This is a genomic window from Leucobacter sp. USHLN154 (assembly GCF_037145595.1).
In the GTDB taxonomy this organism is placed as follows: domain Bacteria; phylum Actinomycetota; class Actinomycetes; order Actinomycetales; family Microbacteriaceae; genus Leucobacter; species Leucobacter alluvii.
On sequence record NZ_JBBCXF010000003.1, the window covers coordinates 243,977 to 268,417 of the forward strand.

Annotated in this window: 21 protein-coding genes; 7 read left to right on the forward strand and 14 right to left on the reverse strand. The window is 66.7% G+C overall.

What is annotated here, in order from left to right; genetic code table 11:
- Positions 1 to 87: 87 nt before the first annotated feature.
- Positions 88 to 837: a M23 family metallopeptidase gene (locus tag WFH23_RS07250; protein ID WP_336662067.1), complete on the forward strand. Its 750-nt coding sequence runs from the start codon at positions 88 to 90 to the stop codon at positions 835 to 837.
- Positions 838 to 895: 58 nt separating this feature from the next.
- On the opposite strand, the gene trpD is transcribed toward WFH23_RS07250, so the two are convergent.
- A complete protein-coding gene (trpD, locus tag WFH23_RS07255; RefSeq protein ID WP_090149049.1) occupies positions 896 to 1,960 on the reverse strand; it encodes an anthranilate phosphoribosyltransferase in 1,065 nt (354 codons plus the stop codon).
- A gap of 196 nt (positions 1,961 to 2,156) precedes the next feature.
- Between trpD and ctaE the strand changes: the two genes are divergently transcribed.
- The 4 genes from ctaE to qcrB are packed head-to-tail and all read left to right on the forward strand — an operon-like array spanning position 2,157 to position 6,388.
- A complete protein-coding gene (gene ctaE, locus WFH23_RS07260) occupies positions 2,157 to 2,771 on the forward strand; it encodes an aa3-type cytochrome oxidase subunit III (protein WP_090149051.1) in 615 nt (204 codons plus the stop codon).
- A 20-nt stretch (positions 2,772 to 2,791) separates the two neighbouring features.
- A complete protein-coding gene (qcrC, locus tag WFH23_RS07265; protein WP_090149053.1) occupies positions 2,792 to 3,601 on the forward strand; it encodes a cytochrome bc1 complex diheme cytochrome c subunit in 810 nt (269 codons plus the stop codon).
- A 46-nt stretch (positions 3,602 to 3,647) separates the two neighbouring features.
- Complete coding sequence (gene qcrA, locus WFH23_RS07270; RefSeq protein WP_090149056.1) at positions 3,648 to 4,763, forward strand: cytochrome bc1 complex Rieske iron-sulfur subunit; 1,116 nt, start codon at positions 3,648 to 3,650, stop codon at positions 4,761 to 4,763.
- Complete coding sequence (gene qcrB / locus WFH23_RS07275; RefSeq protein ID WP_090149058.1) at positions 4,760 to 6,388, forward strand: cytochrome bc1 complex cytochrome b subunit; 1,629 nt, start codon at positions 4,760 to 4,762, stop codon at positions 6,386 to 6,388. The genes qcrA and qcrB overlap by 4 nt, the downstream gene beginning before the upstream one ends.
- A 619-nt stretch (positions 6,389 to 7,007) precedes the next feature.
- On the opposite strand, the gene WFH23_RS07280 is transcribed toward qcrB, so the two are convergent.
- From WFH23_RS07280 to WFH23_RS07305, 6 genes are all read right to left on the reverse strand, one after another.
- Positions 7,008 to 7,472, reverse strand: a complete 465-nt coding sequence (locus WFH23_RS07280; protein WP_336662068.1) for a TetR/AcrR family transcriptional regulator — start codon at positions 7,470 to 7,472, stop codon at positions 7,008 to 7,010.
- A 2-nt stretch (positions 7,473 to 7,474) separates the two neighbouring features.
- Positions 7,475 to 7,918, reverse strand: a complete 444-nt coding sequence (locus WFH23_RS07285; protein WP_090149064.1) for a GNAT family N-acetyltransferase — start codon at positions 7,916 to 7,918, stop codon at positions 7,475 to 7,477.
- Positions 7,919 to 7,930: 12 nt separating this feature from the next.
- Complete coding sequence (gene ctaF / locus WFH23_RS07290) at positions 7,931 to 8,353, reverse strand: aa3-type cytochrome oxidase subunit IV (protein WP_090149067.1); 423 nt, start codon at positions 8,351 to 8,353, stop codon at positions 7,931 to 7,933.
- 18 nt (positions 8,354 to 8,371) lie between these two features.
- Entirely contained in the window at positions 8,372 to 10,015 is a 1,644-nt protein-coding gene (gene ctaD, locus WFH23_RS07295) for an aa3-type cytochrome oxidase subunit I (RefSeq protein ID WP_090149070.1), read from the reverse strand.
- Between the two features lie 17 nt (positions 10,016 to 10,032).
- The gene (gene ctaC / locus WFH23_RS07300; RefSeq protein WP_090149074.1) at positions 10,033 to 10,881 is read right to left on the reverse strand and encodes an aa3-type cytochrome oxidase subunit II; all 849 of its coding nucleotides are present in this window, start codon (positions 10,879 to 10,881) and stop codon (positions 10,033 to 10,035) included.
- Positions 10,882 to 11,042: 161 nt separating this feature from the next.
- Entirely contained in the window at positions 11,043 to 11,420 is a 378-nt protein-coding gene (locus tag WFH23_RS07305; RefSeq protein WP_090149077.1) for a HesB/IscA family protein, read from the reverse strand.
- Positions 11,421 to 11,565: 145 nt separating this feature from the next.
- On the opposite strand from WFH23_RS07305, the gene WFH23_RS07310 reads away from it, so the two are divergent.
- The gene (locus WFH23_RS07310) at positions 11,566 to 12,135 is read left to right on the forward strand and encodes a DUF3043 domain-containing protein (protein ID WP_336662069.1); all 570 of its coding nucleotides are present in this window, start codon (positions 11,566 to 11,568) and stop codon (positions 12,133 to 12,135) included.
- Here WFH23_RS07310 and WFH23_RS07315 read toward each other — a convergent pair.
- The 7 genes from WFH23_RS07315 to WFH23_RS07345 form a co-directional block, all read right to left on the reverse strand.
- Entirely contained in the window at positions 12,132 to 13,193 is a 1,062-nt protein-coding gene (locus WFH23_RS07315; RefSeq protein WP_336662142.1) for a quinone-dependent dihydroorotate dehydrogenase, read from the reverse strand. The two genes, WFH23_RS07310 and WFH23_RS07315, sit on opposite strands and share 4 nt — an antisense overlap.
- Before the next feature lie 5 nt (positions 13,194 to 13,198).
- Positions 13,199 to 13,693 carry a transcriptional regulator NrdR gene (nrdR, locus tag WFH23_RS07320; RefSeq protein ID WP_200328774.1) on the reverse strand — a complete coding sequence of 165 codons (495 nt, stop codon included), beginning with the start codon at positions 13,691 to 13,693 and terminating at the stop codon, positions 13,199 to 13,201.
- The gene (gene hisD / locus WFH23_RS07325) at positions 13,693 to 15,012 is read right to left on the reverse strand and encodes a histidinol dehydrogenase (protein ID WP_336662143.1); all 1,320 of its coding nucleotides are present in this window, start codon (positions 15,010 to 15,012) and stop codon (positions 13,693 to 13,695) included. The genes nrdR and hisD overlap by 1 nt, the downstream gene beginning before the upstream one ends.
- Positions 15,013 to 15,065: 53 nt before the next feature.
- Positions 15,066 to 16,610, reverse strand: coding sequence for a class I SAM-dependent methyltransferase (locus tag WFH23_RS07330; protein WP_336662070.1), 1,545 nt, complete (start codon positions 16,608 to 16,610; stop codon positions 15,066 to 15,068).
- A gap of 73 nt (positions 16,611 to 16,683) precedes the next feature.
- Positions 16,684 to 18,135: a glutamate synthase small subunit gene (locus WFH23_RS07335; RefSeq protein ID WP_090149091.1), complete on the reverse strand. Its 1,452-nt coding sequence runs from the start codon at positions 18,133 to 18,135 to the stop codon at positions 16,684 to 16,686.
- A complete protein-coding gene (gene gltB / locus WFH23_RS07340) occupies positions 18,128 to 22,780 on the reverse strand; it encodes a glutamate synthase large subunit (protein ID WP_442918712.1) in 4,653 nt (1,550 codons plus the stop codon). Before gltB ends, WFH23_RS07335 begins: the two co-directional genes overlap by 8 nt.
- A 356-nt stretch (positions 22,781 to 23,136) precedes the next feature.
- Positions 23,137 to 23,904 carry an SDR family oxidoreductase gene (locus tag WFH23_RS07345; RefSeq protein WP_336662071.1) on the reverse strand — a complete coding sequence of 256 codons (768 nt, stop codon included), beginning with the start codon at positions 23,902 to 23,904 and terminating at the stop codon, positions 23,137 to 23,139.
- Between the two features lie 158 nt (positions 23,905 to 24,062).
- On the opposite strand from WFH23_RS07345, the gene WFH23_RS07350 reads away from it, so the two are divergent.
- Positions 24,063 to 24,422, forward strand: coding sequence for an RNA polymerase-binding protein RbpA (locus WFH23_RS07350; protein ID WP_090149102.1), 360 nt, complete (start codon positions 24,063 to 24,065; stop codon positions 24,420 to 24,422).
- Positions 24,423 to 24,441: the final 19 nt, after the last annotated feature.

Here is a 24,441-nt window from a genome sequence, read left to right on the forward strand (position 1 = left end):
CAGATGAAAGTTTGCATGACGACCTCCGCACCTCCGCTAGACAGCTCGAACGGCACTGCTTCGGCAGAGTCCGCCGAACCTGAATACGTGACCAGTCCACGGCGCGAGCATGTGCCGGACGCTGAGATGCCGAACGCCCCGGCCGCTTCGCGAGCTCGACGGACCCGTCTCTCCCGCGGTGCGGCAGCGGTCAGCGTCTGCGGGCTGGTCGCCACGTTCGCGCTGCCGCTGATGCAGGAGTCGGGAACTGCCGACGCTGCGGCCGTGCAGCAGCGACTGTTCTCAGAGGTGTCCGTCGACGACCTGCCGTCGTCGCTCGCAGAGATCGATGTCGTCGACACCGACGCGCCCTCTTCGATCGGCTACTCGTTCCGGGCGCGCTCCGTCGTGAACTATCCGTTCGCGACCCCCGTGGCGCTCACCGACCCGTTCGGATATCGCACGGCGCCGGTCGAGCAGTTCCACGACGCACAGGATTTCGCGGCTGGCGCGGGCACGGAGATCCTCGCGATCGCCGATGGAGTCGTCTCGGAAGCCGGCGACGCCACGGACGGATGCGGTTTCGCGCTCACGATCGATCACGAGATCGACGGAAAGGACGTGACGAGCCGCTACTGCCACATGCAGTCCGGCTCCCACTCCTGGAATGTCGGCGATCGAATCGAGATGGGCGAGCCCGCAGGGCGGGTCGGTTCCACGGGTATCTCGTTCGGAGCTCATCTCCACCTCGCGCTGCGCGTCGAGGATGCGCCGGTGGATCCGATGCCGTTCCTCGCGAAGTACTACCGCACCGACCGCGATGCGTCACCGGTTCCCGCCCGAACGCCGGATCGGTAAGAGCCGCCCTCGAGTTAGACGGGCACTCCCGCGCAGCGCTCCCCCGTGCACGCCTGTATCAGGCGCCAGAGGCTGACGACGTGGCGCGAGCCCAGTCGTCGAGTTTCGCAGCCGCTTTCCCCGAGTCGATCGCCTCTGCGGCTACGACGAGCTTCTCGCCCAAGCGCTCGAGCAGCGCGCGTTCCGCCGTCTCGGGGCGCTGCGCGAGATCGAACGCGACGAGACCCGCCGCCGCATTGAGCAGCACGATGTCTCGAATCGGCCCGGACTCGCCGGCGAGGACGCGGCGGACCACCTCGGCGTTCTCATCGGGCGAGCCCCCGACGAGGTCGCTGATCTGAGCGCGCGGGAGCCCGAGATCACGTGGATCGATGTCATGCTCGGTCAGCCCGCCCCGGCTCACCTCCCAGAGTCGCGAGTGACCCGTCGTCGTCAGTTCATCGAGCCCGTCATCGCCCCGGAACACGAGCGCTGAAGCACCTCGCAGTCGGAAGACGCCGACGAAGATCGGGATGCGGTCGATGTCGGCCACGCCGACCGCCGATGCTTCCGGCCTCACCGGATTGCAGAGCGGGCCGAGGAAGTTGAAGACCGTCGGGATCCCGAGTTCCTTACGGGCTGCTCCGACATGGCGGAACCCCGGGAGGAACCTCGCCGCGTGCACGAACGCGATCCCTGATGCATCGAACGCGCGCGAGAGCTGAGGCCCGTCGAGAGCCAGATCGATGCCGAGCGCGCTCAACACATCCGAGGAGCCGGAGAGGCTGCTCGCCGCCTTGTTGCCGTGCTTCACCACCGGCGCACCGGCGGCGGCGGCGGTGATCGATGCCATCGTCGAGATGTTCACCGTACCGAAGCGATCTCCGCCTGTGCCGACGATGTCCAGTGACATGGCGGGCAGATCCAGCGGGAGCGCTTCCGCGAGAATCGCGTCGCGGAACCCGATGACCTCATCGACGGTGACGCCCTTCGATCGCAGCGCCACGAGGAACGCACCGATCTGCGCGCCGCTCGCGTCTCCCGTCATGAACCGGGACATCGCCCATTCGGCTTGCGAGACGCTGAGATCATCCCCTTCGAGAAGGGTGGTGAGTACGGTCGGCCAAGTCCGTTCGTCGATCATGCGTCGATTCTATCGACGGCTGGAAACCCCCGAGATCACGCCACTTCATCCGATGAATGAGGGCTTCGCGGTGCGATCCGTCGGCCACCGGAGACGGTAGGCTACCGGTGAACGATGCAGAAAGTTCGGCTCGCCGTGCCCGGGTGAAAATCCACACCTGACTTTCAGCCATAATGGAAGGGTGACAACGACCACTATGAATACCAAGTCAGCCGTGCCTGCGGTGAAGCGACCGAATCTCGTCGCCGTCGGCACGATCGTGTGGCTCGGCAGCGAGGTCATGTTCTTCGCGGGCCTCTTCGCGATTTACTTCACGCTGCGGGCGATGAATCCCGAATTGTGGGCCGAGCAGACCGAGAAGCACAACTTCACGTTCGCGCTGATCAATACGCTCATTCTGGTCGCATCGTCATTCACCGCACAGGCGGGTGTCTTCGCGGCGGAGCGCATGCAGCCGCGCGCCACCGGCGCCAGCATGAAGAAGTGGGGAACGGTCGAGTGGTTCTACCTGACGTTCTTCATGGGAGCCATCTTCGTCGCCGGCCAGGCCTACGAGTACGCGACCTTCGTGTCGGAGGGCATCACCCTGGCCTCCGATCCCTACGGCTCGGCGTTCTACATGACCACCGGTTTCCATGGCATTCACGTGTCCCTGGGCCTCGTCGCCTTCCTGCTGGTCATCGGCCGCATCTACGCCGTCAAGAACTTCACGCATAAAGAAGAGACCACCGCAGTCGTCGTGTCCTACTACTGGCACTTCGTCGACATCGTGTGGATCATCCTCTTCATCGTCATCTACGTCCTCAAATAGGGTCAGGAGCAATCGACATCATGGCTCGCGCCAAGAAGAATCTTCGCAAGTCCGGCCGCAGGCACCCGCTCGCGACGGCCGCACTCGTCGCCGTCGGCTTGCTCGTGACCGGCGCAGCGTACGCCGGTTTCAGCCAGACCTCCGCCACGGCAGAGGTCGACCTCACCTCCCCCGCGACGATCGAAGCGGGCGAGAAGCTGTTCGGCGCCAACTGCGCCACGTGCCACGGAGCAGCCGCAGAGGGCACTCCCGATGGCCCCACACTCATCGGTGTGGGAGCAGCGTCCGTCAACTTCCAGGTGGGCACGGGACGCATGCCCCTCGCCTTCCAGGGGCCGCAGGGCATGGTGAAGCCCCAGCAGTTCACCGAGGAGCAGACGCTGCAGATGGCGGCGTACGTCGCCTCGCTCGCTCCCGGACCCGGGCTTCCCGAGACCCGCTACCTGCAGGCGGACAGCGACGACGAGGGAGTAGCCAACGGCGCTGAGCTCTTCCGCATCAACTGCGCGATGTGCCACAACGTGGCGGCCGCCGGCGGCGCGCTCACCGAGGGCAAATTCGCTCCGAAGCTGACCGGGGTCGCTCCGACGCACATCTACGAAGCCATGATCACCGGACCGCAGAACATGCCGGTGTTCAACGATGCGAACATCACCCCGCAGGAGAAGGCCGACATCATCTCGTACTTGAAGTACATCGAGAATCAGCCGGCGGTCGGCGGCCTCACCCTCGGATCGATCGGCCCCGTCGCCGAAGGTCTGTTCATCTGGGTGATCGGCCTGGGAGCCGTCATCGGCCTCACGGTCTGGGTCACCGCGAAGTCGAACTAGTCGACAACGCGTCACAGTTTTCATGAGTCAGGAGTCAAGGAGCAACATGGCAGAGGAAGCGAAGAACAACGGCGGCGAGCACGCCGTTGTCGTTGCCGCCGGCCACGGCTCGGCCGAGGCAGCCGCAGGTACCGCGGTCATCCCGTCCGACGCCGTGCAGAATCCGGGCCTTCCCCCGCACCGCAAGCGTGTTACGGATCTCGATCCGAAGAAGGAGAAGCGCGCTGAACGCACGGTGTACAGCCTCTTCTACCTGTCGATCGCGGGCAGCCTCGGCGCCGTGCTCGCCTACATGTTCTTCCCGATCGAAACGGGCGAACTGATGGCGATCCGCCTGCACACGATGTTCGTCGGCCTCGGCATGGCTCTCGCCCTGCTCGCCGTCGGCATCGGCGCAGTGCACTGGGGCAAGGCGATCATGGCGGACCACGAGTCCATCGATTACCGCCACCCGACCCCGAGCGACGCGCCGACCCGCGAGGGCTCGGCCGAGGTCTTCAAGCTCGCTGATGAGGAGTCGGGCTTCTCCCGGCGCTCGCTCGTGCGCAACAGCCTCATCGGAGCGCTCATCGCATTCCCGCTGCCCGGCATCACGCTCCTGCGCGGTCTCGGACCGCAGGATCGCGATCCCGTCGAACTCGCGCACCACACGATGTGGGCAGAGGGCGTGCGACTCGCACGCGATCCTTCCGGCGTCCCCATCAAGGCCAGCGAAGTGACCATCGGCTCGGCATTCCACGTGATCCCCGAGACGTTGAATCACGAGGATTTCGAGAAGATGACGCTCGACGAGCGCGGTGGCAGCGTCCACCTGCTCGACGCCAAGGCGAAGGCCATCGTGCTGCTCATGCGCTTGAACCAGGAAGATCTCCGCGAACTTCCGGAGCGCAAGGACTGGTCGTACGACGGCATCGTCGCGTACTCCAAGGTCTGCACGCACGTCGGCTGCCCCGTCGCGCTCTACGAGCAGCACACCCACCATCTCCTGTGCCCCTGCCACCAGTCGCAGTTCGATGTCTCGGAGCACGCGAAGGTGATCTTCGGACCGGCGAAGCGTCCGTTGCCGCAGCTGCCGATCACTGTCGACGACGAGGGCTACCTCGTCGCTCAGAGTGATTTCCATGAACCCGTCGGCCCGAGCTTTTGGGAGCGCCTCAAGTGAGCAGCACCGTCACCGAATCCCCCGCGTCGAGCCAGCAGGCTCAGAACGGATCGAGCCGCTTCACGGCCGCCGCCGCGAACTACATCGACGAGCGCACCAAGATCGGCGTCGCCGTCAAGGAGTTCGGCCGCAAGGTCTTCCCCGACCACTGGTCCTTCCTTCTCGGTGAAGTCGCGCTCTACAGCTTCGTCGTCATCCTCCTCTCCGGAACCTTCCTGACGCTCTTCTTCCAGGCGTCAATGGTGGAGACCCATTACACGGGCCCCTACGTTCCGATGAAGGGCGTCGAGATGTCGGTGGCCATGGCCTCGACCCTCGACATCTCCTTCTCGGTGCGCGGCGGGCTGCTCATGCGCCACGTGCACCACTGGGCGGCTCTGCTCTTCGTAGCCTCCATCGGCCTGCACATGCTCCGCATCTTCTTCACGGGCGCATTCCGCAAGCCGCGCGAGCTCAACTGGGTGATCGGCTTCGTGCTGTTCATCCTCGCCATGGCTGAGGGCTTCACCGGATACTCGCTCCCCGACGATGTGCTCTCGGGCAACGGCCTCCGCATCATCGACGGCATCATCAAGGCGATCCCCGTCATCGGAACGTACCTCTCCTTCTTCTTCTTCGGTGGAGAGTTCCCGGGCACTGCGATCGTCGGACGCCTGTACATGCTCCACATCATGGTGCTGCCGGCGTTGGTGATCCTCTTCATCGCTCTGCACCTCGCGTTCGTGGTCATCCACAAGCACACGCAGTACCCTGGCCCGGGCAAGACGCAGCAGAACGTCGTCGGCTTCCCGGTCCTCCCCGTGTACGCGGCGAAGGCCGGCGGCTTCTTCTTCATCGTGTTCGGTGTGATCGTGCTGATCGCCTCCTTGGTAGGCATCAACCCGATCTGGAACTACGGTCCGTACGACCCATCCCCGGTGTCGGCCGGTACCCAGCCCGACTGGTACATCGGATTCGCGGACGGCATGCTCCGTCTGATTCCGCCGGGGCTCGAGACAGAGTGGTTCGGGTACACCTGGTCTTGGAACATGCTCCTCCCCCTCGGCATCATCGGGATCTTCATCGTTCTCGTCATGGTGTACCCCTTCATCGAGGCCTGGGTGACGGGCGACAAGCGCGAGCACCACATCCTCGACCGTCCCCGCAACGCCCCGACGCGCACCGCCATCGGCGCTGCCGGCGTGACGTTCTACGCGGTGATGTGGGCAGGAGCCAGCTCCGACCTCATGGCGACCCACTTCCAGCTGTCGATGGAAGGCGTGATCCACGGCCTCCAGGCGCTGCTGATCCTCGGGCCGATCATCGCCTACCAGGTGACGAAGCGCACATGCATCGCGCTCCAGAAGAAGGACCGCTCGATCGCACTGCACGGGTACGAGTCCGGTCGCATCGTGCGCATGCCCGGCGGCGAGTTCGTCGAGGTGCACAAGCCGCTCGACGAGTACGAGTCGTGGCAGCTCGTCAGCTACCACGACTACGCACCGATGATGCTCCGCCCGAACGACGACGGCCGCATCCCGTTCTCGAAGCGACTTCGTGCAGGGTTCAGCCGCTGGTTCTTCGAGGACCGCATCGTTCCGCCGAGCAAGGGTGAGATCGAGCAGGGTCACCACGAGGGCCACTAGCCCTCGCACGACCCAGCGGAGGGCTCCCCTCTGAACACACCCCGGGTGTTGGACCGCAGTTCTGGTCCGACACCCGGGGTGTGTTCGTCGTACCGGCCGTCGCGCGCTCGGGCGCGAGACCCCCCGGCGAAGTGTGACGTCATCATCGAACCTTCCAAAGATCCCGAGTTCCTCGCAGCACCGGGCAGTTGGTTGCGGAGTGCGATGCGGTGCGCCGCTTGGCACTCGGACCAGTGCACGCGCGTCACCGACACCGGGCAGTTCCACCCCTCCCAGAGCCCTTGCGCACCCGGGGAGACAGGCGCGGCCCGCCGCTCACCCGGCCTGTTTCAGCTGGCTGCCGCTCACCGACCGGCGCGAAGCCGCGACAGCGGCGCTCAGTGGACTCCGTCGGCGCTTGCCGCGCTCAGCGGACTCCCTCGGCGCTTGCCGTGCTCAGCGCACCTCGGAGCGGTGCGTACCCGATTCGTCGTGCATCGGCATCCCGGGAGTACCCCCCGGTGTTAGCCGACGACGGGGCGCCGACGACGGGGCGCCGACGACGGGGCGCCGACGACGGGGCGCCGACCGATCGCAGCAAGACGCAGACCGTGCCGATGCATGGGGTCGCGCCGGGAGCTCAGCGCAGGGTCAGCGCATGATCAATGAGGGTCGTGCTTGCGAGGCCGTAGTCGCGCACGAATCGTTCCATGCCGAGCCCATTGCGTAGCGGCACGAGAAGAGACAGCAGATCGTCTCGGAGTTCGGGGATGGCTACAGCAGAGATCGCCTGCAGCACGGCGCGCTGTGCGCTCGTGCGAACGTCTTCGGAGGTGGGGGGCTCGCTGCCGCGCAGTTGATCGGTCTCCGCAGAGTCGTCTGGGTGCGTACGCACGATGTGTGCGGCGGCGGCGCAGGTCTCGACGAAGAGCGCATGTTTGTTGGGAAAGTTCGCGTAGACGTGTGGCTGCGGGACTCCCGCTCGTGCTGCGATGGCAGCGGTCGAGGCCCCGTGAAAGCCGAAGAGGCCGAACTCGGTGAGTCCGGCCTCAATCAGGCGTTCGCGGTTCTCGCCGGGCTTTCTCCGAGCACGACGTTGGTTCACGATTACCCGAGTTCGAGAATCTTGCGGTAGTGCTCGCCCACCGCTTCAAAACCACGATGGTTGTAGAACGACCCGAAACGGGCAGTGGAGGCGGACAGCTGTCGCACGCCACGACCCATGCAGTAGTGCTCGTTCGCCTGCATCAGGCGATCTCCGACGCCGTGGCCTCGAGCGGCCTCGTCGACGACGATCTCTTGGAGGTGAGCGGTCAGTCCGGGTGCGTGCAGCAGGCGAGAGACCGTCATCAGCGAGTAACCGACGACCGTGTCGTCGAGTTCAGCGATGAAGAGCACGTTCGCCTCTTGATCGCGGTGCCGCAGCACGTTGTCGTAGGCGACCGAGAACTCGTCACGTCCGATCGGTTCGCGGCCAGTCGTGAACTGGCGCGCGAGTCCGAAGACTGCCGTGTCGTCGTCGCTTCGACCCCGCCGAATGATGATGCTCACACCGAACCGTCCTTAGCGGGCGAAGTTGCCGCGGTAGTACTCGTACACCCAGCCGACGATCGCGACGAGCACGATCGGCAGCGACAGGAAGGAGAGCCAGAAGTTGAAGCCGACGCAGAGACCGAGAACGACCATCGAGGCACCGAAGGCCAGCACGATGGGCCACCAGCTCCAGGGGCTGAACTCGCCGAGCTCCGGATCCCCGTCGTCGATGTCGGAATCGTCGCGGTCTTCGACCAGCACTCCGCCCTGCTTGCGCTGAACAAGCATGAGATAGGAGGCGATGAAGCCCGTCAGTCCACCCGACAGGAGGATCGCGGTCGACCCCGCCCACTCCGGGTAGCCGTGCGCCAGCATGTTCCACACGGTGTACACCGTGGCCAGAACGACCAGGTAGACCGTCAAAATCCAGAAGATGACGATATTGGATTTCATAGCTCGTTACTCCTCAGCTCACTGCTTTTCAGCGAGCTCGCGCTCAGTTTGCCGTACCGGTTGTTCCACGCCGCTGATCTCGGGGTGGTTGAGATCGAAGGCAGGAGACTCGGAACGGATACGCGGGATCGACGTGAAGTTGTGTCGCGGCGGCGGGCAGGACGTCGCCCACTCGAGCGATCGACCGTAGCCCCACGGATCGTCGACGGTCACCTTCGGCGCGCGCCGCGCCGTGAGGTAGACGTTCAACAGGAAGGGGATCATCGATGCGCCGAGAATCATCGCGCCGACCGTGGAGAGCTGGTTGCCCCACGTCACGCCGTCCGACGGCAGGTAGGTGTAGTAGCGGCGGGGCATTGCCATGACGCCGAGCCAATGCTGCACCAGGAACGTGGTGTGGAAGCCGATGAAGAGCACCCAGAAGTGGATCTTGCCGAGACGCTCGTCGAGCATCTTGCCGGTCCACTTCGGCCACCAGAAGTAGAATCCGGCGAACATGGCGAACACGACCGTGCCGAAGACCACATAGTGGAAGTGCGCCACCACGAAGTACGTGTCGGAGAGGTGGAAGTCGAGTGCGGGCGACGCCAGGATCACGCCGGTGAGGCCACCGAAGATGAAGGTCACGAGGAAGCCGAGCGACCAGAGCATCGGAGTCTCGAACGTGATCGAACCGCGCCACATCGTGCCGAGCCAGTTGAAGATCTTCACGCCGGTCGGGACCGCGATCAACATCGTCATCAGTGCGAAGAACGGCAGCAGCACGGAGCCGGTCACATACATGTGGTGCGCCCATACGGTCATCGACAGAGCCGCGATCGCGATGGTCGCGTAGATCAGCGTCTTGTACCCGAAGATGGGCTTCCGGCTGAACACCGGGAAGATCTCCGACACAATTCCGAAGAACGGGAGCGCGATGATGTACACCTCGGGGTGCCCGAAGAACCAGAAGAGGTGCTGCCAGAGAATTGCGCCGCCCTCTCCGTTGTAGATCTGAGCGCCGAAGATGCGGTCGGCGGCGAGGCCGAACATCGCTGCTGCGAGCACCGGGAAGACGAGGAGCACCAAGATCGAGGTGATGAGCGTGTTCCAGGTGAACACCGACATGCGCCACATCGTCATACCCGGGGCGCGCATCGTGATGATCGTCGTGATGAAGTTCACGCCACCCATGATCGTGCCGAAGCCGGAGACGCCGAGTCCGAGTACCCAGAGGTTTCCGCCGACACCCGGGGAGTACGTCATATCGGAGAGCGGAGCGTACGCGAACCAGCCGAACGACGCAGCGCCCTGGGGCGTCAGGAATCCGCCGACGGCGATGAGGGACCCGAAGGTGTACAGCCAGAAGGCGAAAGCGTTGAGCCGCGGGAACGCGACATCGGGAGCACCGATCTGCAGCGGCATGATCACGTTGGCGAACCCTGCGAACAGCGGCGTCGCGAACATGAGCAGCATGATCGTGCCGTGCATGGTGAACAGCTGGTTGTACTGCTCCTTGGTGGCCACGACCTCGAGCCCGGGGGCGAACAGCTGCGCACGGATCACGAGGGCCATGAGGCCGCCGACCAGGAACCATACGAAGGAGCTGATCAGATACATGTATCCGATCACCTTGTGATCCGTGGACGTCACCCACGAGACAATGACATTGCCCTTCTTCATCTTCTTGCTATCCCTCGTTACTCGTTCTGAGCCTTGGCCTGGTCACCTTCGAAGTGATCCTGGTTCGGGTTGTACTCCTCGGTCACCTGACCGGTGTTGCCGGCCTCGCGGAGCGTCTCGATGTACGCGTCGTACTCGTCCTGCTCGACGACCTTGACCTGGAACAGCATCATGGAGTGGTACTCGCCGCACAGCTCGGCGCACTTGCCCATGAACGTTCCCGTCTTGGTCGGGGTGAAGCTCATGTAGTTCGTCTGGCCGGGGATCATGTCCTTCTTGTACAGGAACTCGACCACCCAGAAGGAGTGGATGACGTCGCGGGTCTCGAGCCGGATCTCCGTGGTCTTGTCGACGGGGAGGTAGAGCACGGGCATCGTTTCCGCCTCGGCCTCGCCGTCACCGTCGGTCTGCACCTGGATGCCCTGGAAGAAGACGTCATCGTCGACGTAGTTGAAGTCCCACGACCAGCGCTTGCCGAGCACCTCGACAACGTTCTCGGGGTTGTCGTAGCGAGCCTCGATCTTGCTCTGCTCCTGCGCGGTGAACGCGAAGAAGCCGATGACGAGGATCACGGGCACGACGGTGAAGAACGTCTCGATCGGCATGTTGTACCGAAGCTGAACGGGAAGCCCTGTCTGGCCCTTGCGGCGACGGTAGGCGATCGTCGCCCAGATGATCAATCCCCACGTGATCACACCAACCGCGAGCAGGACGATCCAGGAGGTGACCCAGAGGCCAGTCACTCCATCAGTGAGGTTCGTTGCCCCTTCGGAGCCAGCGGGGAGGAAGCCTCGCTGCTGCTCGGGGGTACAGCCAGCCAGGACCAGCGCTGCGGAGAGCGCCACCGGGGCTGCGACCCATTTCATTCGACGATTGGAACGCACCGCATACCTTTCGAAAACGTTGTTTCGCCGCACGCATGCGAACGAAGCTGATGACTCCCTGACAGCTTAGCGCGAACGAGACGGTTCCCCGAACCACCGAGGGGTGTCGTCATCTTCGGTCGCCGATGCATCCCGCTGCGCGGTCAGCTGAAGCTGTCGCCGCAGGCGCAGCTCCCCTGCGCGTTCGGATTATCGATCGTGAATCCCTGCTTCTGGATCGTGTCCTCGAAGTCGATGGTCGCCCCGTTCAAGTAGGGGATGCTCATCATGTCGACGACGACTCCGACGCCGTCGAAATCGACCACGGCGTCATTCTCGAGCTCGCGTTCGTCGAAGAAGAGCTGGTAGATCAATCCGGAGCAGCCGCCGGGCTGCACCGCGATGCGGAGGCGGAGGTCGTCCCTCCCCTCCTGGGCGAGCAGGCTGCGAACCTTGTCGCGCGCATCAGCGCTCAGCTGCACCCCGTGCGCAGGCTCTGCGGTGATGGAAGCGCCCTCTGGTGCGATCGTGTCGGTGCTCATGCCTAACTCCTTGCTCACGTCGTGATCGTTCTGCTTCCAGTCTACCGCCCGGGCGCGGCGGGGCGACCAAGTCGCGGTACGCTAGAAGTCTTCGGCGAACGCCGGGAGAGGCGGCGCGCACAGCGCCCGGGACGGGAGGATCTGCGTGGCTCAGAAGGGCGCTGCGAACGAGCAGGGTGCAACGGACGGCAGTGAAGCCGTCGTCGGAAAAGGACGCCCGACGCCGTCGCGCAAGCAGGCGGAGGCCGCGAATGCCCGTCCGATCGTCGGATCGCGCGATAAAGCCGCGATGAAGGAGCAGCGCCGTCAGCAGGCAGAGCTGCGCGAGCGCGCCCGCGTGGGCATGATGCAGGGCGATGAGCGGTTCCTGGGACCGCGCGATCGCGGGCCGCAGCGCCGGTTCGTGCGCGACTACGTCGATGCCCGCTGGAACGTCGGCGAGATGCTGATCCCGATGATGCTCGTCGTGCTCGTCATGACCTTCATCCCCGGCACCGTGCAGGTCATCAGCCTGTTCGTGATCTGGGCGTTCGTTGGTCTCGCCGTGCTCGACGCGGTCTTCCTGGGGATGCGTCTCAAGCGCAAGCTGGCGGAGAAGTTCGGCGAGGATCGCGTGCAGCCGGGGTTCCGGTGGTACGCGGCGATGCGCGCCTTCCAGTTCCGCCCGCTCCGCGCTCCGAAGGCCGTGGTGAAGCGCGGAGCGTTCCCCAGCTAGCGGGTGTCGGCGGGTGCGCCGCTCCCCCGGAATCCGGCGCGCTGCAACCCGCGATTGATGCTGCGCGCCCACATCGGGCCGGTATAGAGGAACGCGGTGTACCCCTGCACCAGGGTTGCACCGGCGCGCAGCCGTTCGAGCACGTCGAAGGCGCTCTCGACGCCTCCGACGGCGATGACGCAGAAGCCCGGATCGGGCTCGACCGCCCGGATGCGGCGCAGTACCTCGAGCGAACGGTCTCGGAGCGGCTCGCCCGAGAGCCCGCCTGCACCGATCCGATCGATCTCAGCCGCTGACGCCTGCAGGCCGTCTCGCGACACCGTCGTGTTCGTCGCGATGATGCCGTCGAGACCCAGCCGCCGTGCGAGCGCGACGATGCCGTCGATCTGTTCGTCCTCCATGTCGGGAGCGATCTTCACGAGCAACGGGGTGCTGCCTGCGGCGTCGCGCACCGCGCTCAGCAGCGGTTCGAGCAGATCGAGCTCCTGCAGGCCGCGGAGCCCGGGCGTGTTCGGAGAACTCACGTTGATCGCGAGATAGTCGGCGACGGGAGCGAGACGCTGCGCGCTCCATACGTAGTCGGCGACCGCGTCCTCGACTTCGGTGACCCGGCTCTTTCCGATGTTCACACCGATGATGGGGCGTCGACGTCGCATGCGCGCACGCTCGACGCGGGGAACCGCGGCAGCAGCACCCCCGTTGTTGAATCCCATGCGGTTCACGAGGCCGCGATCGCCGACCAGCCGGAACATGCGCGGCTTCGGATTTCCATCCTGGGCATGTCGCGTCAGCGTGCCGACCTCGACGTGCCCGAATCCGAGCAGTCCGAGGCCGTCGATCGCCGTCGCGTTCTTATCGAACCCGGCCGCGATCCCGAAAGGACTCGGAAATGTCGTTCCGAGTGCGCGCACGCGCAGCGCGGGGTCCGGACCGCAGAGCCGGCGAACGAGACCGCCGGCGATCGGAGCTGCCTGGATCACGCGGAACGCCCAGTGGTGGGCTACCTCGGGGTCCATTCGGCTCAGCACGGTCTTGAAGAGAATCGGGTACCAGCGCATCGCGGTCACTCCCCCTCGTGTGGTTCGGAGCGCTGGCCGCGCACGGCCGATCCGCTCGGGCGGGTGCGGAGCTCTTCGATCGCGGCGTCGAAGTCGGCGAGCGATTCGAACGCTTGATAGACACTGGCGAAGCGCAGATACGCGACCTCGTCGAGTTTGCGCAGGTGGGGCAGGATCGCCAGGCCGATCTCGTTCGCGTCGAACTGCGCGATACCGCTCGAGCGCACGGACTCCTCGACCTGTTGGGCGAGCACCGCGAGATCCGCCTCGGTGACGGGGCGCCCCTGGCACGCCTTGCGCACGCCGCTCATCACCTTCTCGCGACTGAACGGCTCGACAACACCGGAGCGCTTGATCACGGTCAGGCTGGCGGTTTCGGTGGTCGTGAATCGACGACCGCATTCGGGGCACTGCCGACGTCGGCGAATGGAGAGGCCGTCATCGGCGGTACGCGAATCGATCACGCGGGAATCCGGGTGGCGGCAGAATGGGCAGTGCATCAGCTGGACTTCTTTCCGGTCTCGAAACGCGCGCTGACGGCGTCGGCATGTGCGGGAAGACCCTCAGCTTCTGCGAGCGCACGGAGTGGCTCCTCCACGTCACGGAGGGCAGCTCGGTCGTAGCTGACGATCTGCTGGGGTCGAAGGAAGGTGTGCGCGCCGAGGCCGGACGCGAAGCGCGCGGTACCGCCGGTGGGGAGCACGTGGTTCGATCCCGCGAGGTAATCACCCAGGCTCACAGGCGTGTACCCGCCGACGAAGATCGCTCCCGCATCGGTGATCTCGGCGAGCACCGCTGCGTCGTCGCGCGTCTGGATCTCGAGATGCTCCGGACCGTAGGCGTTGCTCACGCGAGCGGCCTCGCGAAGATCGTCGACGAGCACGATGCCTGACTGCGGCCCGGAGAGCGCTTCGGCGACCCGGCCTGCGTGTCGCGTCGCCGCGGCGCGCGATGCGATCTCGGCGGCGACCCGTTGCGCGAGCTCCTCGGAGTCGGTCACGAGCACGGACGCCGCGGCTTCGTCGTGCTCCGCCTGACTGATGAGGTCGGCTGCGACGAAGCCGGCTTCGGCTGAGGCGTCGGCGATGACGAGAATCTCAGTCGTGCCGGCCTCCGCGTCGATGCCGACGAGACCGGTCACCACGCGCTTGGCGGCCGCGACGAAGACGTTTCCCGGCCCGGTGACGACGTCGACCGCGTCGAGGCCGATGGCGGGGACGCCGTGCGCGAAGGCCGCGATGGCCCCGGCGCCGCCGATGGCGTAGACCTCCTCGATTCCGCAGAGGGCGGCAGCCCACAGCACCGCAGGATGCGGCAGGCCGGCGTTGTCCGCCTGAGCGGGCGAGGCGAGCGCAAGGCTCGGCACCCCGGCGGTCTGCGCGGCGATCGCGTTCATCACCACGGACGACGGGTACGCCGCCTTGCCGCCCGGGGCGTAGAGGCCGACGCGGCTCACCGGTTGCCACCGCTGACGGATGACAGCGCCATTTGCGAACCGGGTCACCTGCTCCTCGGGCACCTGGGCCGAGGAGCCGAGACGCAGCCGTTCGATCAGTTCGCGCAGCGCCGCTTCGACCGCCGGAGGGCAGTTGCGCAGCGCGTCGGCGATGCTCTCGCTCGGAACGCGGAGCAGATGTCCGTCGACACGGTCGAATTCGCGCGCCTGGTCGCGCAGCGCCGCTTCGCCGCGTGCGGCGACGTCGGCGACGAGCGGGCGGACTCGCTCGACCGCGATCTCGGCGTTCACCGCTGCGCGCGGCACCAGCTTGAGCAGTTCATCACGGGAGAGCGCGCGGCCCCGGAGATCGATCGTTCGCATCACCCGACCAGTCTACTGAGGCTGTCGCGCCCCGAAGCGCGGCAGCCACCGCCTCACGCGCCCGGAGCGAGCATGCCGAACCAGACCAGCTCGCGCACCCCGGTCACGAGGGCCTCCTGCGCGGCGGCGGCGTCGACGTCGAGCAGGGTCGCGAGAGCGTCGGCGATCTGCCGCAGCGAGAGTTCGCCGTCGCAGGCCCCGAGAGCTGCGGCGAGCAGGGTATCCGCCGCGACTCGGCGCGCGATCGGGCGCGCGGTCTCCAGAGTGATGCGACGCGGCGACTCCTCCCCCGGCTGGTGCTCGCGGATCTCCGCCACGGACCCATCGAGCATCCATCTCGTCTCCAGCACAGCATCGGAGGAGGCGCGCGCCGTGGCGGCGCTCACCTCGAATGCTCGCTGCAGTGCGTCGCCGAGCCCTCCGGCATCTGAGAACGCGCCGGTCGCCGTGTCCAGGTGGACGACCGGCGGTGCGGATGCGTCTCCCGACACGCGCTGCACGCGCACCGAGCCGAGTCCCACCGCGGTGATGCGGCGTTCAGCGAAGTCACCGATCCACGTTGCGAGCAGCTGCTCGAACGCGGGCTCGCCCGGCCGTGCGCCCCCGTCGCGCACCCAGGTCTCGGCATAGCTCGCCGGATCGACCCGGTCTCGCTCGATGACCCAGGCGTTCAGCGATCCCGCGGCGACCGCGGCCGCTCCGACCCACTCCGCGACGCGGGCGAGCCCGTTCGCGCCCCACGGCGACTCCCAGTTCGCGAGGCAGAGCAGGGTCCCCCCTGGTCGCAGGAACGCTGGGGCCGTCTCGATCACGGACTGCGCCAGGGCGTCTCCGGTGCGGCCGCCGTCCCGATACTCGTAGACCGGCGCGTCGTCCGTGCGAGGGGTGATGACGAAGGGCGGGTTCGACAGGATGAGGTCGAAGCGCTCCGATTCCACCGGTGCGAAGAGATCCCCCATTCTGAACTCGATGCGGCCGTCGACCCCGTTCAACCGGGCGTTCATCCGCGCGAGCCAGAGCGCGCGTTCCGAGATGTCCGTGGCGATGACCCGGTCTGCGTGCTGGGCGAGATGCATGGCGACGATGCCGCACCCCGTGCCGAGATCGAGCGCGGTATCGACTCGCGCCGACGGCGCCTGCGCGAGCAACGAGCGCGTCGCTCCGCCCACGCCCATCACGTGATCCCTGCGCGCGGGCGCACGCCGCAACTGGTCGTCGAGATCGGAGAGCACGACCCAGTGCTCGTCCAGGGAGACGCGCACAGGATTGAGCGAGAGCGCAGCGTCGAACCGAGGTCCGCTCGCATCTTCATCGGGCGCGGCGCCCACGAGACCGAGTGCCACTGCGCCGTCGGCCCGCAGTTCGGGAAACGCGACGTCGAGTTCACGCGATGTCGTACCCGCGCCGAGCAGGAAGCAGCGCACCAGGATCGCGAGGGGCTCGCCCTCCCGTCCGATGAGCGCTCGGCGAGCCGGTGCGAAGACTCCGCGCTGCCGCGCGCCCTCGGCGGAATCGCCGAGCAGTGCCGTCACGGACTCAGCGGAGAATGCCGCCGATCGGAGGTCGGCGCGGAGACGATCGACGAGTTCTGCATGCACCCGCCCAGCGTAGTCGCAGCCGGAAGGCGTGCGCGCGCGCCGACACGCGGACGCGGGCCGACGCGACGTGCGATCACGCGAACGCGCGGTCGTGCGCGGTCACCGGGCTCGGCAGCACCGTTGTGCCGGTGAGGTACTCGTCGACCGAGGCTGCGACCGCTCGACCTTCCGCGATGGCCCAGACGATCAGCGACTGCCCACGGCCCGCGTCACCGGCGACGAAGACTCCGGGCAAGCCGGTCGCGTAGTCGCGGCCCCGTTCGAAGGCGCCTCGTTGCGAGCGTTCGAGCCGATGAGCCGGGTCCTCGATCTCCTCCGGACCGGTGAAGCCCATCGCGATCAGCACGAGGTCGGCTGCGAGCAGCTGCTCCGTGCCCTCCAGGGGCGCGCGCCCGGTTTCCGTGAACCCGGTCTCGGCGACGCGAAGACCGCTCACCTCGCCTCGGTCGTTTCCGACGAATTCCACCGTCGAGGCGAGGAATCGCCGCTCTCCGCCCTCCTCGTGCGAGCTCGAGACCTCGAAGAGCGTCGGGTGCACGGGCCAGGGCTGGCCCGCGGTGCGAAACTCCGAGGGCTTCTTGCCGATGGCGAGGTTCGTCACCGAGGCGGCCCCTTGCCGGTTCGCGGTGCCGATGCAGTCGGCCCCGGTATCGCCTCCCCCGATGACGATGACGTGCTTGCCTGCGGCATCGAAGGGCGTCGCGGCCAGCGCACCCGATTGCACACGGTTCGACGCGGCGAGATATTGCATCGCCGGCAGAATGCCCGCGTACTCGCGACCGGGGATGGGCAGTTCGCGCGCGACCGTCGCGCCCGTCGCGACGACCACCGCGTCGTACCTGCGGCGGAGTTCGCTCCATGACATGTCGCGACCGATCTCGACGCCGCAGCGGAAACGGGTGCCCTCCGCCTTGAGCTGCTCGATGCGGCGCATGACCAGGTGCTTCTCGAGCTTGAAATCCGGGATTCCGAAGCGCAGCAGGCCGCCCGGCTCTTCATCGCGCTCGTAGACGGCCACCGTGTGGCCCGCTCTGGTGAGCTGCTGAGCGGCTGCGAGTCCGGCCGGGCCAGACCCGACGACTGCGACGGTCTTGCCGCTGAGGCGCGATGGCGGTTGCGGGACCACCCACCCGTTCATGAATGCCTGATCGATGATGTTGTTCTCGATCTGCTTGATGGTGACCGCAGGCTGGTTGATGCCGAGCACGCACGCTGATTCGCAGGGTGCTGGGCACGCCCGGCCCGTGAATTCTGGGAAGTTGTTCGTGGCGTGCAAGCGCTCGATCGCCTCCCGCTCGCGCCCCCGGAACATCAGGTCGTTCCATTCGGGGATCAGGTTGCCGAGCGGGCACCCCTGATGGCAGAACGCGACGCCGCAGTCCATGCAGCGCGACGCCTGCTTCGCGACCAGCTTCGGATCGGCCGGATCGACGACTTCGCGCCAATCCTGCAGGCGCAATGCGACGGGACGCTTCGGAGCGAGCTCACGCTCGCGAACCTTCAGGAATCCGCGGGGATCAGCCATGAGTCGCCTCCAGAATCTCAGACCAGACGTGGTCTCCATCAGGGTCGATCCCCTGTTCGCCGGCGCGCACTCGGATTTCGAGCACGCGCGAGTAGCCGCGCGGGATCAGACGGGTGAACCGGGCGAACGTCCGCTCGGGGTCGCGTTCGATGCTTTCGAGCAGTTCCGCCGCGACGCTCGATCCCGTCTGTTCTGCGTGACGCTTCACCAGGTCGATGATCTTCGCGCGCAGCGCCGCTTCCTCGCCGCTCGGAACGCCCGGCCCGCTCGCGCCGACGCGGCCGAAGCTCTGGAGCATCAGCGAGCCGGAGGCGAGTTCTGCGGAGTTGACGTGCGCGGGGTCGAGATCGAGCACCACCGCCTCTCCGCCCGACATCCCAGCGCCGATGTTCCGGCCCGTCGGTCCGAGAATGAGTGCGAAGCCTCCCGTGAAGTACTCCAGCGCGTGATCCCCCGTACCTTCGACGACCGCGGTCGCCCCCGAGCCGCGCACGAGGAAGCGCTCACCCACCACGCCTGCGATCCACAGGGATCCGCTGGTCGCGCCGTATCCGATGACGTTGCCCGCGATGACGTTGCCGGAGGCCGGGTGGCCCGCCTCCGGATGCGGGCGGATGACGACTTCCCCGCCCGAGAGCCCCTTTCCGACGTAATCGTTGGCGTCGCCGACGAGCCGGAGGGTGATGCCGGTCGGCAGGAATGCCCCGAGGGACTGACCCGCCGAACCGGTGAGCGTGATGTCGATGGTCTCCGGCGTCAGGCCCTCCGCCCCGAAGCGTCGCGTGACGGCATGGCCGAGCATGGTGCCGACAGCGCGATCGATGTTGCGGATGGGCAGGTCGATGACGACCGGTTCCCGACGCTCGAGCGCGTCCGCTGCCATGCGTATGAGCGAGCCGTCGAAGTGCGCATCGATCTCGTGATCCTGTGCGCGCCCGTGCCGCCGGGGCTCCCCCTCTGCGAAGACCGGACCCCGCAGGATGGGTGTGAGGTCGAGACCCGACGCCTTCCAATGGGAGATCGCCTCTTCGACGTCGAGGGCCGAGGTGTCGCCCACGGCCTCATCGAGCGAGCGGAACCCGAGGGATGCGAGGATCTCGCGCACCTCCTCGGCGATGAAGCGGAAGAAGTTGATCACGTGCTCGGCCTGTCCGGTGTAGCGCGATCGCAATTCCGGATTCTGCGTCGCAACGCCGACCGGGCAGGTGTCGAGATGGCAGACGCGCATCATGATGCACCCGGAGACGACGAGAGGCGCCGTCGCGAACCCGAACTCCTCCGCACCGAGCAACGCCGCGATGACGACGTCGCGCCCGGTCTTCAACTGACCGTCCGCCTGGAGCACCACGCGTTCGCGCAGCCCGTTCAGCATGAGCGTCTGCTGAGCCTCGGCCAACCCGAGCTCCCACGGTGAGCCGGCGTGCTTCAGGGAGTTCATTGGACTCGCGCCCGTGCCTCCATCGTGCCCGGAGACGAGGATGACGTCGGAGAGGGCCTTCGCCACGCCCGCAGCCACGGGTCCGATGCCGCTCTGCGCGACGAGCTTCGTGCTGATGCGAGCAGACGGATTCGCGCGCTTCAGGTCGAAGATGAGCTGCTTCAGATCCTCGATCGAATAGATGTCGTGGTGCGGCGGCGGCGAGATGAGCCCGACGCCGGGAGTCGCATGCCTCGTACGGGCGATCCACGGGTACATCTTGGTCGGAGGGAGCTGACCGCCCTCACCGGGCTTCGCCCCCTGCGCGAGCTTGATCTGGATCTCGTCGGCGTGGGTCAGATACATGGAGGTGACGCCGAATCGCCCCGAGGCGACCTGCTTGATGGCGCTGCGCCGTTCGGGATCGAGCAGACGATCCTCGGCCTCCCCGCCCTCGCCCGTGTTCGATCGCGCCCCGAGCCGGTTCATGGCGATGGCGAGCGTCTCGTGCGCCTCGGGTGAGATCGAGCCGTAGCTCATCGCCCCGGTCGAGAAGCGCTTCACGATGTCGCTCACCGGCTCGACCTCGGCGAGCGGCACCGGGGGCCGTTGGGGCGAGAACCGGAACAGACCGCGCAAGGTCATCAGCCGCTGCTGCTGCGCGTTGACGCGCTCGGTGTAGGCCGAGAAGATGTCGCGTCGGCCGGTGCGCGTCGCGTGCTGCAACCGGTAGATGGTCTCCGGGTCGAACAGGTGCGGTTCCTCGCCGCGGCGCCACCGGTACTCGCCGCCCGTCTCGAGTGTGCGGTGGGCGCTCGCCGCAGGGTCGTCGGGGTACGCCGCCCGATGGCGGGCGGCCACCTCTGCCGCGATGACGTCGAGGCCGACGCCGCCGAGGCGCGAGGTCGTGCCGGTGAAGTAGCGGTCGACGAGCTGCTGCGAGAGTCCGATCGCTTCGAAGGTCTGAGCTCCGCAATAGGACGCGACGGTCGAGATGCCCATCTTGCTCATCACCTTGAGCATGCCCTTGCCGAGCGCTTTGATGAGACCGGCGATGGCATCGGTCTCCGAGCGATCGGCAATCGAACCATCGCGAACGAGCAACCCGACCGTCTCCATCGCCAGGTAGGGGTTCACCGCTGCCGCGCCGTATCCGATGAGCGCCGCCACGTGGTGCACCTCGCGCACGTCCCCCGCTTCGGCGACGAGGGCGACGCGCATGCGCAGGCCCTCTCGGATCAGATGGTGATGCACCGCCGAGACGGCGAGCAGCGACGGCACGGGCGCGAGATCCTTGTTCGAATCGCGGTCGGAGAGGATCAGGAACTCCGCTCCGGCCTCGATCGCGGCGCTCGCCTCAATGCACATCGTCTCCAGGCGATCGGCCAGTCCTCTGGCCCCGGAGTCGACTTGATACAGGCCGCGAAGGGTGACGGCTCGTTCTCGCTCCGGGTCGTCGCCGAAGTGCTGGATGCGGGCGAGCGAATCGTTGTCGATGACCGGGAAATCGAGGATCACCTGGCGCGCGTGCTCCGCGGACTGGCTCAGGAGGTTCTCCTGCGGCCCCATACCCGCGCGGAGACTGGTGACGAGTTCTTCGCGCAGCGCGTCGAGCGGCGGGTTCGTCACCTGGGCGAACTGCTGCACGAAGTAGTCGAAGACGAGGCGCGGCCGGTCGGAGAGCGCGGCGATCGGCGTGTCCGTTCCCATGGCCGCGAGCGGTTCGATGCCGTCGCGCGCCATGGGCATGAGGAGCACGCGAAGCTCCTCCTCGGTGTAGCCGAACGTGCGCTGGCGTCGCTCGATCGATGCCGGCGGATGCACGAGGTGCTCGCGTTCCGGCTGCTCTGAGAGCCGGATCCGCCCCTCTGCGAGCCACTCGCCCCACGGCGCGGCGGCTGCGAGTTCCGACTTCACCGCCTCGTCGTCCCGAATGACGCCGCTCGCGAGGTCGACGGCGAGCATGCGACCGGGCTGCAGACGGCCGCGCCGCACGACGCGCTCCGGGGCGATGTCGAGTACGCCGGTCTCGCTCGCGATCACGAGCATGCCATCGGAGGTGACGAGGTAGCGTCCCGGTCGCAGGCCGTTGCGGTCGAGCAGTGCGACGAGCTCCTGCCCGTCGGTCGCGATCATCGCGGCGGGTCCGTCCCACGGTTCCATAACGAGCGAGTGGTACTCGAGGAAGTCGACGAGAGCCGGCGACATGCCGGGCTCGGATTCCCACGCCTCGGGAACCATCATCGCCAGTGCGTGCGGCAGCGTGCGGCCCGCCATGACGAGCAGTTCGAGCACCTCGTCGAAACTCGCGGAGTCGCTGCCTCCGGCGGAGCAGATCGGGAGCAGCGGCTCGATGTCTCCGATGTGCTCGGAGGCCAGTTGGGCTTCGCGCGCCCGCATCCAGTTGCGATTGCCCCGCACCGTGTTGATCTCGCCGTTGTGCGCGACGAGCCGCAGCGGCTGCGCGAGATGCCATGAGGGGAAGGTGTTCGTGGAGTACCGGGAGTGCACGATGGCGAAGCGGCTCGTGAAACGAGCATCGGTGAGCTCGGCGTAGAAGCCGGGCAACTGCAGGGTGGTGACCATTCCCTTGTACACGATGGTCCGGGAGCTCAGCGAAGGCAGGTAGCTGCCCGTCTCGTGCTGCACGCGCTTGCGCACTCGGAAGGCTCGGCGTTCGAGCTGGTCGGCCGAGAGCGCCGTTGCGGCAGCTGGCACGAGCACCAGCTGTTCGATGACCGGACTCGCGACGCGTGCGCTCTCCCCGAGCACATCGGGTCGCACTGCGACCGGGCGCCATGCGAGGACCGACAGTCCCTCCTCCGCCGCGATGGCGGCGATGCGGTACTGCGTGGCACGCCGCTCGGTCGATGCTTGCGGGAGGAACGCCAGCCCCGCGGCGTACGCGCCGGGCTCTGGCAGATGCAGGTGCGGATCGAGGCGGGCGAGCTCCTCGCGGATCAGCGCGTCCGGAAGGTCGGTGAGGATGCCGGCGCCGTCTCCCGTCCCAGCATCGGACCCCACCGCGCCTCGATGCTCGAGGTGCTCGAGCGCTTCGAGCGCCATCTCGATGATGTCGTGGCTGGCCTCCCCGGTCAGCGCGACCACGGAGGCGAGTCCGCATGCGTCGCGCTCATCCGCAGGATCGTAGAGTCCGACGGCGCTCGGGAGGGCCGATCCCGGCATGGAGGGGTGCACCGGATGGGATTTCGGCGAGCGCTCGGGCATCGACGTCCTCTCGGTCGACGGGACGTCGTCGGTCCCGGTACGAAGCCGCGCTGCTCGCGCGAGTCCAGAGGCGGTCCGGGCGGCAGGGCGGTGGCTGAGCTCCGAATGTAGCACTTCGTTTCTTCGACGAAATACGCGGCTGCTCGCATCTTGTGCCCCGCATTCGGAGGCGCGCCATCTGTTGCCGAATTTATGACGGAAGTTATTGACTTTTGCCGCACGCGACTCCAACGCGAAACACTCCTGAAACACGGCGGGGCCGCTGTGCAGCCGGGACACGCAGAACGCGGTGTTCGATAATCGGATTCGACCCTCTCGGCCGCTCAGATATCGAACACCGCGCTCGTGCCCCGCGCTTACGCCTCGGCGTTGAAGCTGCTCGTGTCACCCACCAGGCGCGTGCAGTCGTCCGGAACCGGATCCACCGCCGCGCGCGCCACTTCTGCCGCGAACTCCGATACGTTGTACAGCTTGCCCGCCTCTTCGCGCCGTGCTTCGATGGCACCGGGGTTCAGACGGTTCAACAGGGTGGCCGTCACCGTCCCCTCGATCATGTCGCCCGACACGACCGTGAACCCGATGCCTCGCGCAGCGAGCTCGGGAATGAGTTCCCGCAGTGCATCCTCGCCCGCTCGCTTCGATTCGGCCACGGGCACGTACTCCGGCATCGTCGGAGTCGTCCGGATGAAGTGAGCCTGGTGACTCGTGACGAACACCACACGCGCCCCCTCGCCCATCAACGGGAGCGCGGCGTCGAGCACGGACAGCTGCGCATCGCGGTTGAGACGCAGCGCGTAGTCCTCTCCCATATTGCTCTCCATGCCGCCGGAGGCGTTGAGCACCAGGATGTCGAGTCCGCCGAACTCCTCCCGCACGGCCGCCATCATGGCCTGCACGGAATCCCGGTCGGTCAGATCTGCACCTTGCACGAGCGCACGCACGCCGAGTTCGCGGAACTCCGCAGCGAGTTTCTCGGCGCGCGGCGCCTTGTTCCGGAAGTTGACGACCACGTCCGCACCCGCCTGCGCGAAGTAGCGCGCAGTGTCGGCACCGACGCCGCGAGATGATCCCGTGACGAGCGCGCGGCGGCCGGCGAGGCTGCCGGGTTCGAGAATCTGGGTCACATGTACTCCTCAATCGTGGTGATAACCGTCGTCCCAGGGTACTGGACGGCCAGCAGTTGCCCAGGTCGGGGCTATCGCCGGGGCACCGCAGGCGGGTACCCTGCAAGAGGAGGCACGGCGCCCCGGCAACGTGGGCGTCAGACATGAGGGGGTTCCACATGGCCGATCGAACACTCCGCGGGACGCGCATCGGCGCGACCAGTTTGCAGGGTGAAGAAGGCGTCGAGCTTTCCCCCCGCCGTTCAGTCGAGTACCTCACGGACCGCGGGGTCCGATTCACGATCATGTTCGACGCCGATGCCGAGCCGCCCGCCGAATGGGTGGACCAGAAGAGCGGCGAGGTCGGATTCCTGGACGACGAGGCGGGCCGCGCCGCGAGGGCCGAGTTCGAGGAGAAAGAGTCCTCTCAGCGCACACCCTGGGACATGCTCATCGAGCGACGCAGTCGCGAAGAACTCGAAGAACTGCTCGAGGAGCGCTTGCGATTGCTGCGCTCGCGACGCGGCTCCGCTCAGTAGCCGCTTCTCAGGCGATCGA

Excerpts from the sequence above, each read along its gene's own strand:
- WFH23_RS07335 (WP_090149091.1), bottom strand. The coding sequence starts at position 18,135 with ATGGCTGATCCCCGCGGATTCCTGAAGGTTCGCGAGCGTGAGCTCGCT.
- WFH23_RS07305 (WP_090149077.1), bottom strand. The coding sequence starts at position 11,420 with ATGAGCACCGACACGATCGCACCAGAGGGCGCTTCCATCACCGCAGAG.
- nrdR (WP_200328774.1), bottom strand. The coding sequence starts at position 13,693 with ATGCACTGCCCATTCTGCCGCCACCCGGATTCCCGCGTGATCGATTCG.
- ctaD (WP_090149070.1), bottom strand. The coding sequence starts at position 10,015 with ATGAAGAAGGGCAATGTCATTGTCTCGTGGGTGACGTCCACGGATCAC.
- trpD (WP_090149049.1), bottom strand. The coding sequence starts at position 1,960 with ATGATCGACGAACGGACTTGGCCGACCGTACTCACCACCCTTCTCGAA.
- ctaC (WP_090149074.1), bottom strand. The coding sequence starts at position 10,881 with ATGAAATGGGTCGCAGCCCCGGTGGCGCTCTCCGCAGCGCTGGTCCTG.
- WFH23_RS07350 (WP_090149102.1), top strand. The coding sequence starts at position 24,063 with ATGGCCGATCGAACACTCCGCGGGACGCGCATCGGCGCGACCAGTTTG.
- WFH23_RS07315 (WP_336662142.1), bottom strand. The coding sequence starts at position 13,193 with ATGCGCTGGTACCCGATTCTCTTCAAGACCGTGCTGAGCCGAATGGAC.
- gltB (WP_442918712.1), bottom strand. The coding sequence starts at position 22,780 with ATGCCCGAGCGCTCGCCGAAATCCCATCCGGTGCACCCCTCCATGCCG.
- ctaE (WP_090149051.1), top strand. The coding sequence starts at position 2,157 with ATGAATACCAAGTCAGCCGTGCCTGCGGTGAAGCGACCGAATCTCGTC.
- qcrC (WP_090149053.1), top strand. The coding sequence starts at position 2,792 with ATGGCTCGCGCCAAGAAGAATCTTCGCAAGTCCGGCCGCAGGCACCCG.
- qcrA (WP_090149056.1), top strand. The coding sequence starts at position 3,648 with ATGGCAGAGGAAGCGAAGAACAACGGCGGCGAGCACGCCGTTGTCGTT.
- ctaF (WP_090149067.1), bottom strand. The coding sequence starts at position 8,353 with ATGAAATCCAATATCGTCATCTTCTGGATTTTGACGGTCTACCTGGTC.
- hisD (WP_336662143.1), bottom strand. The coding sequence starts at position 15,012 with ATGCGAACGATCGATCTCCGGGGCCGCGCGCTCTCCCGTGATGAACTG.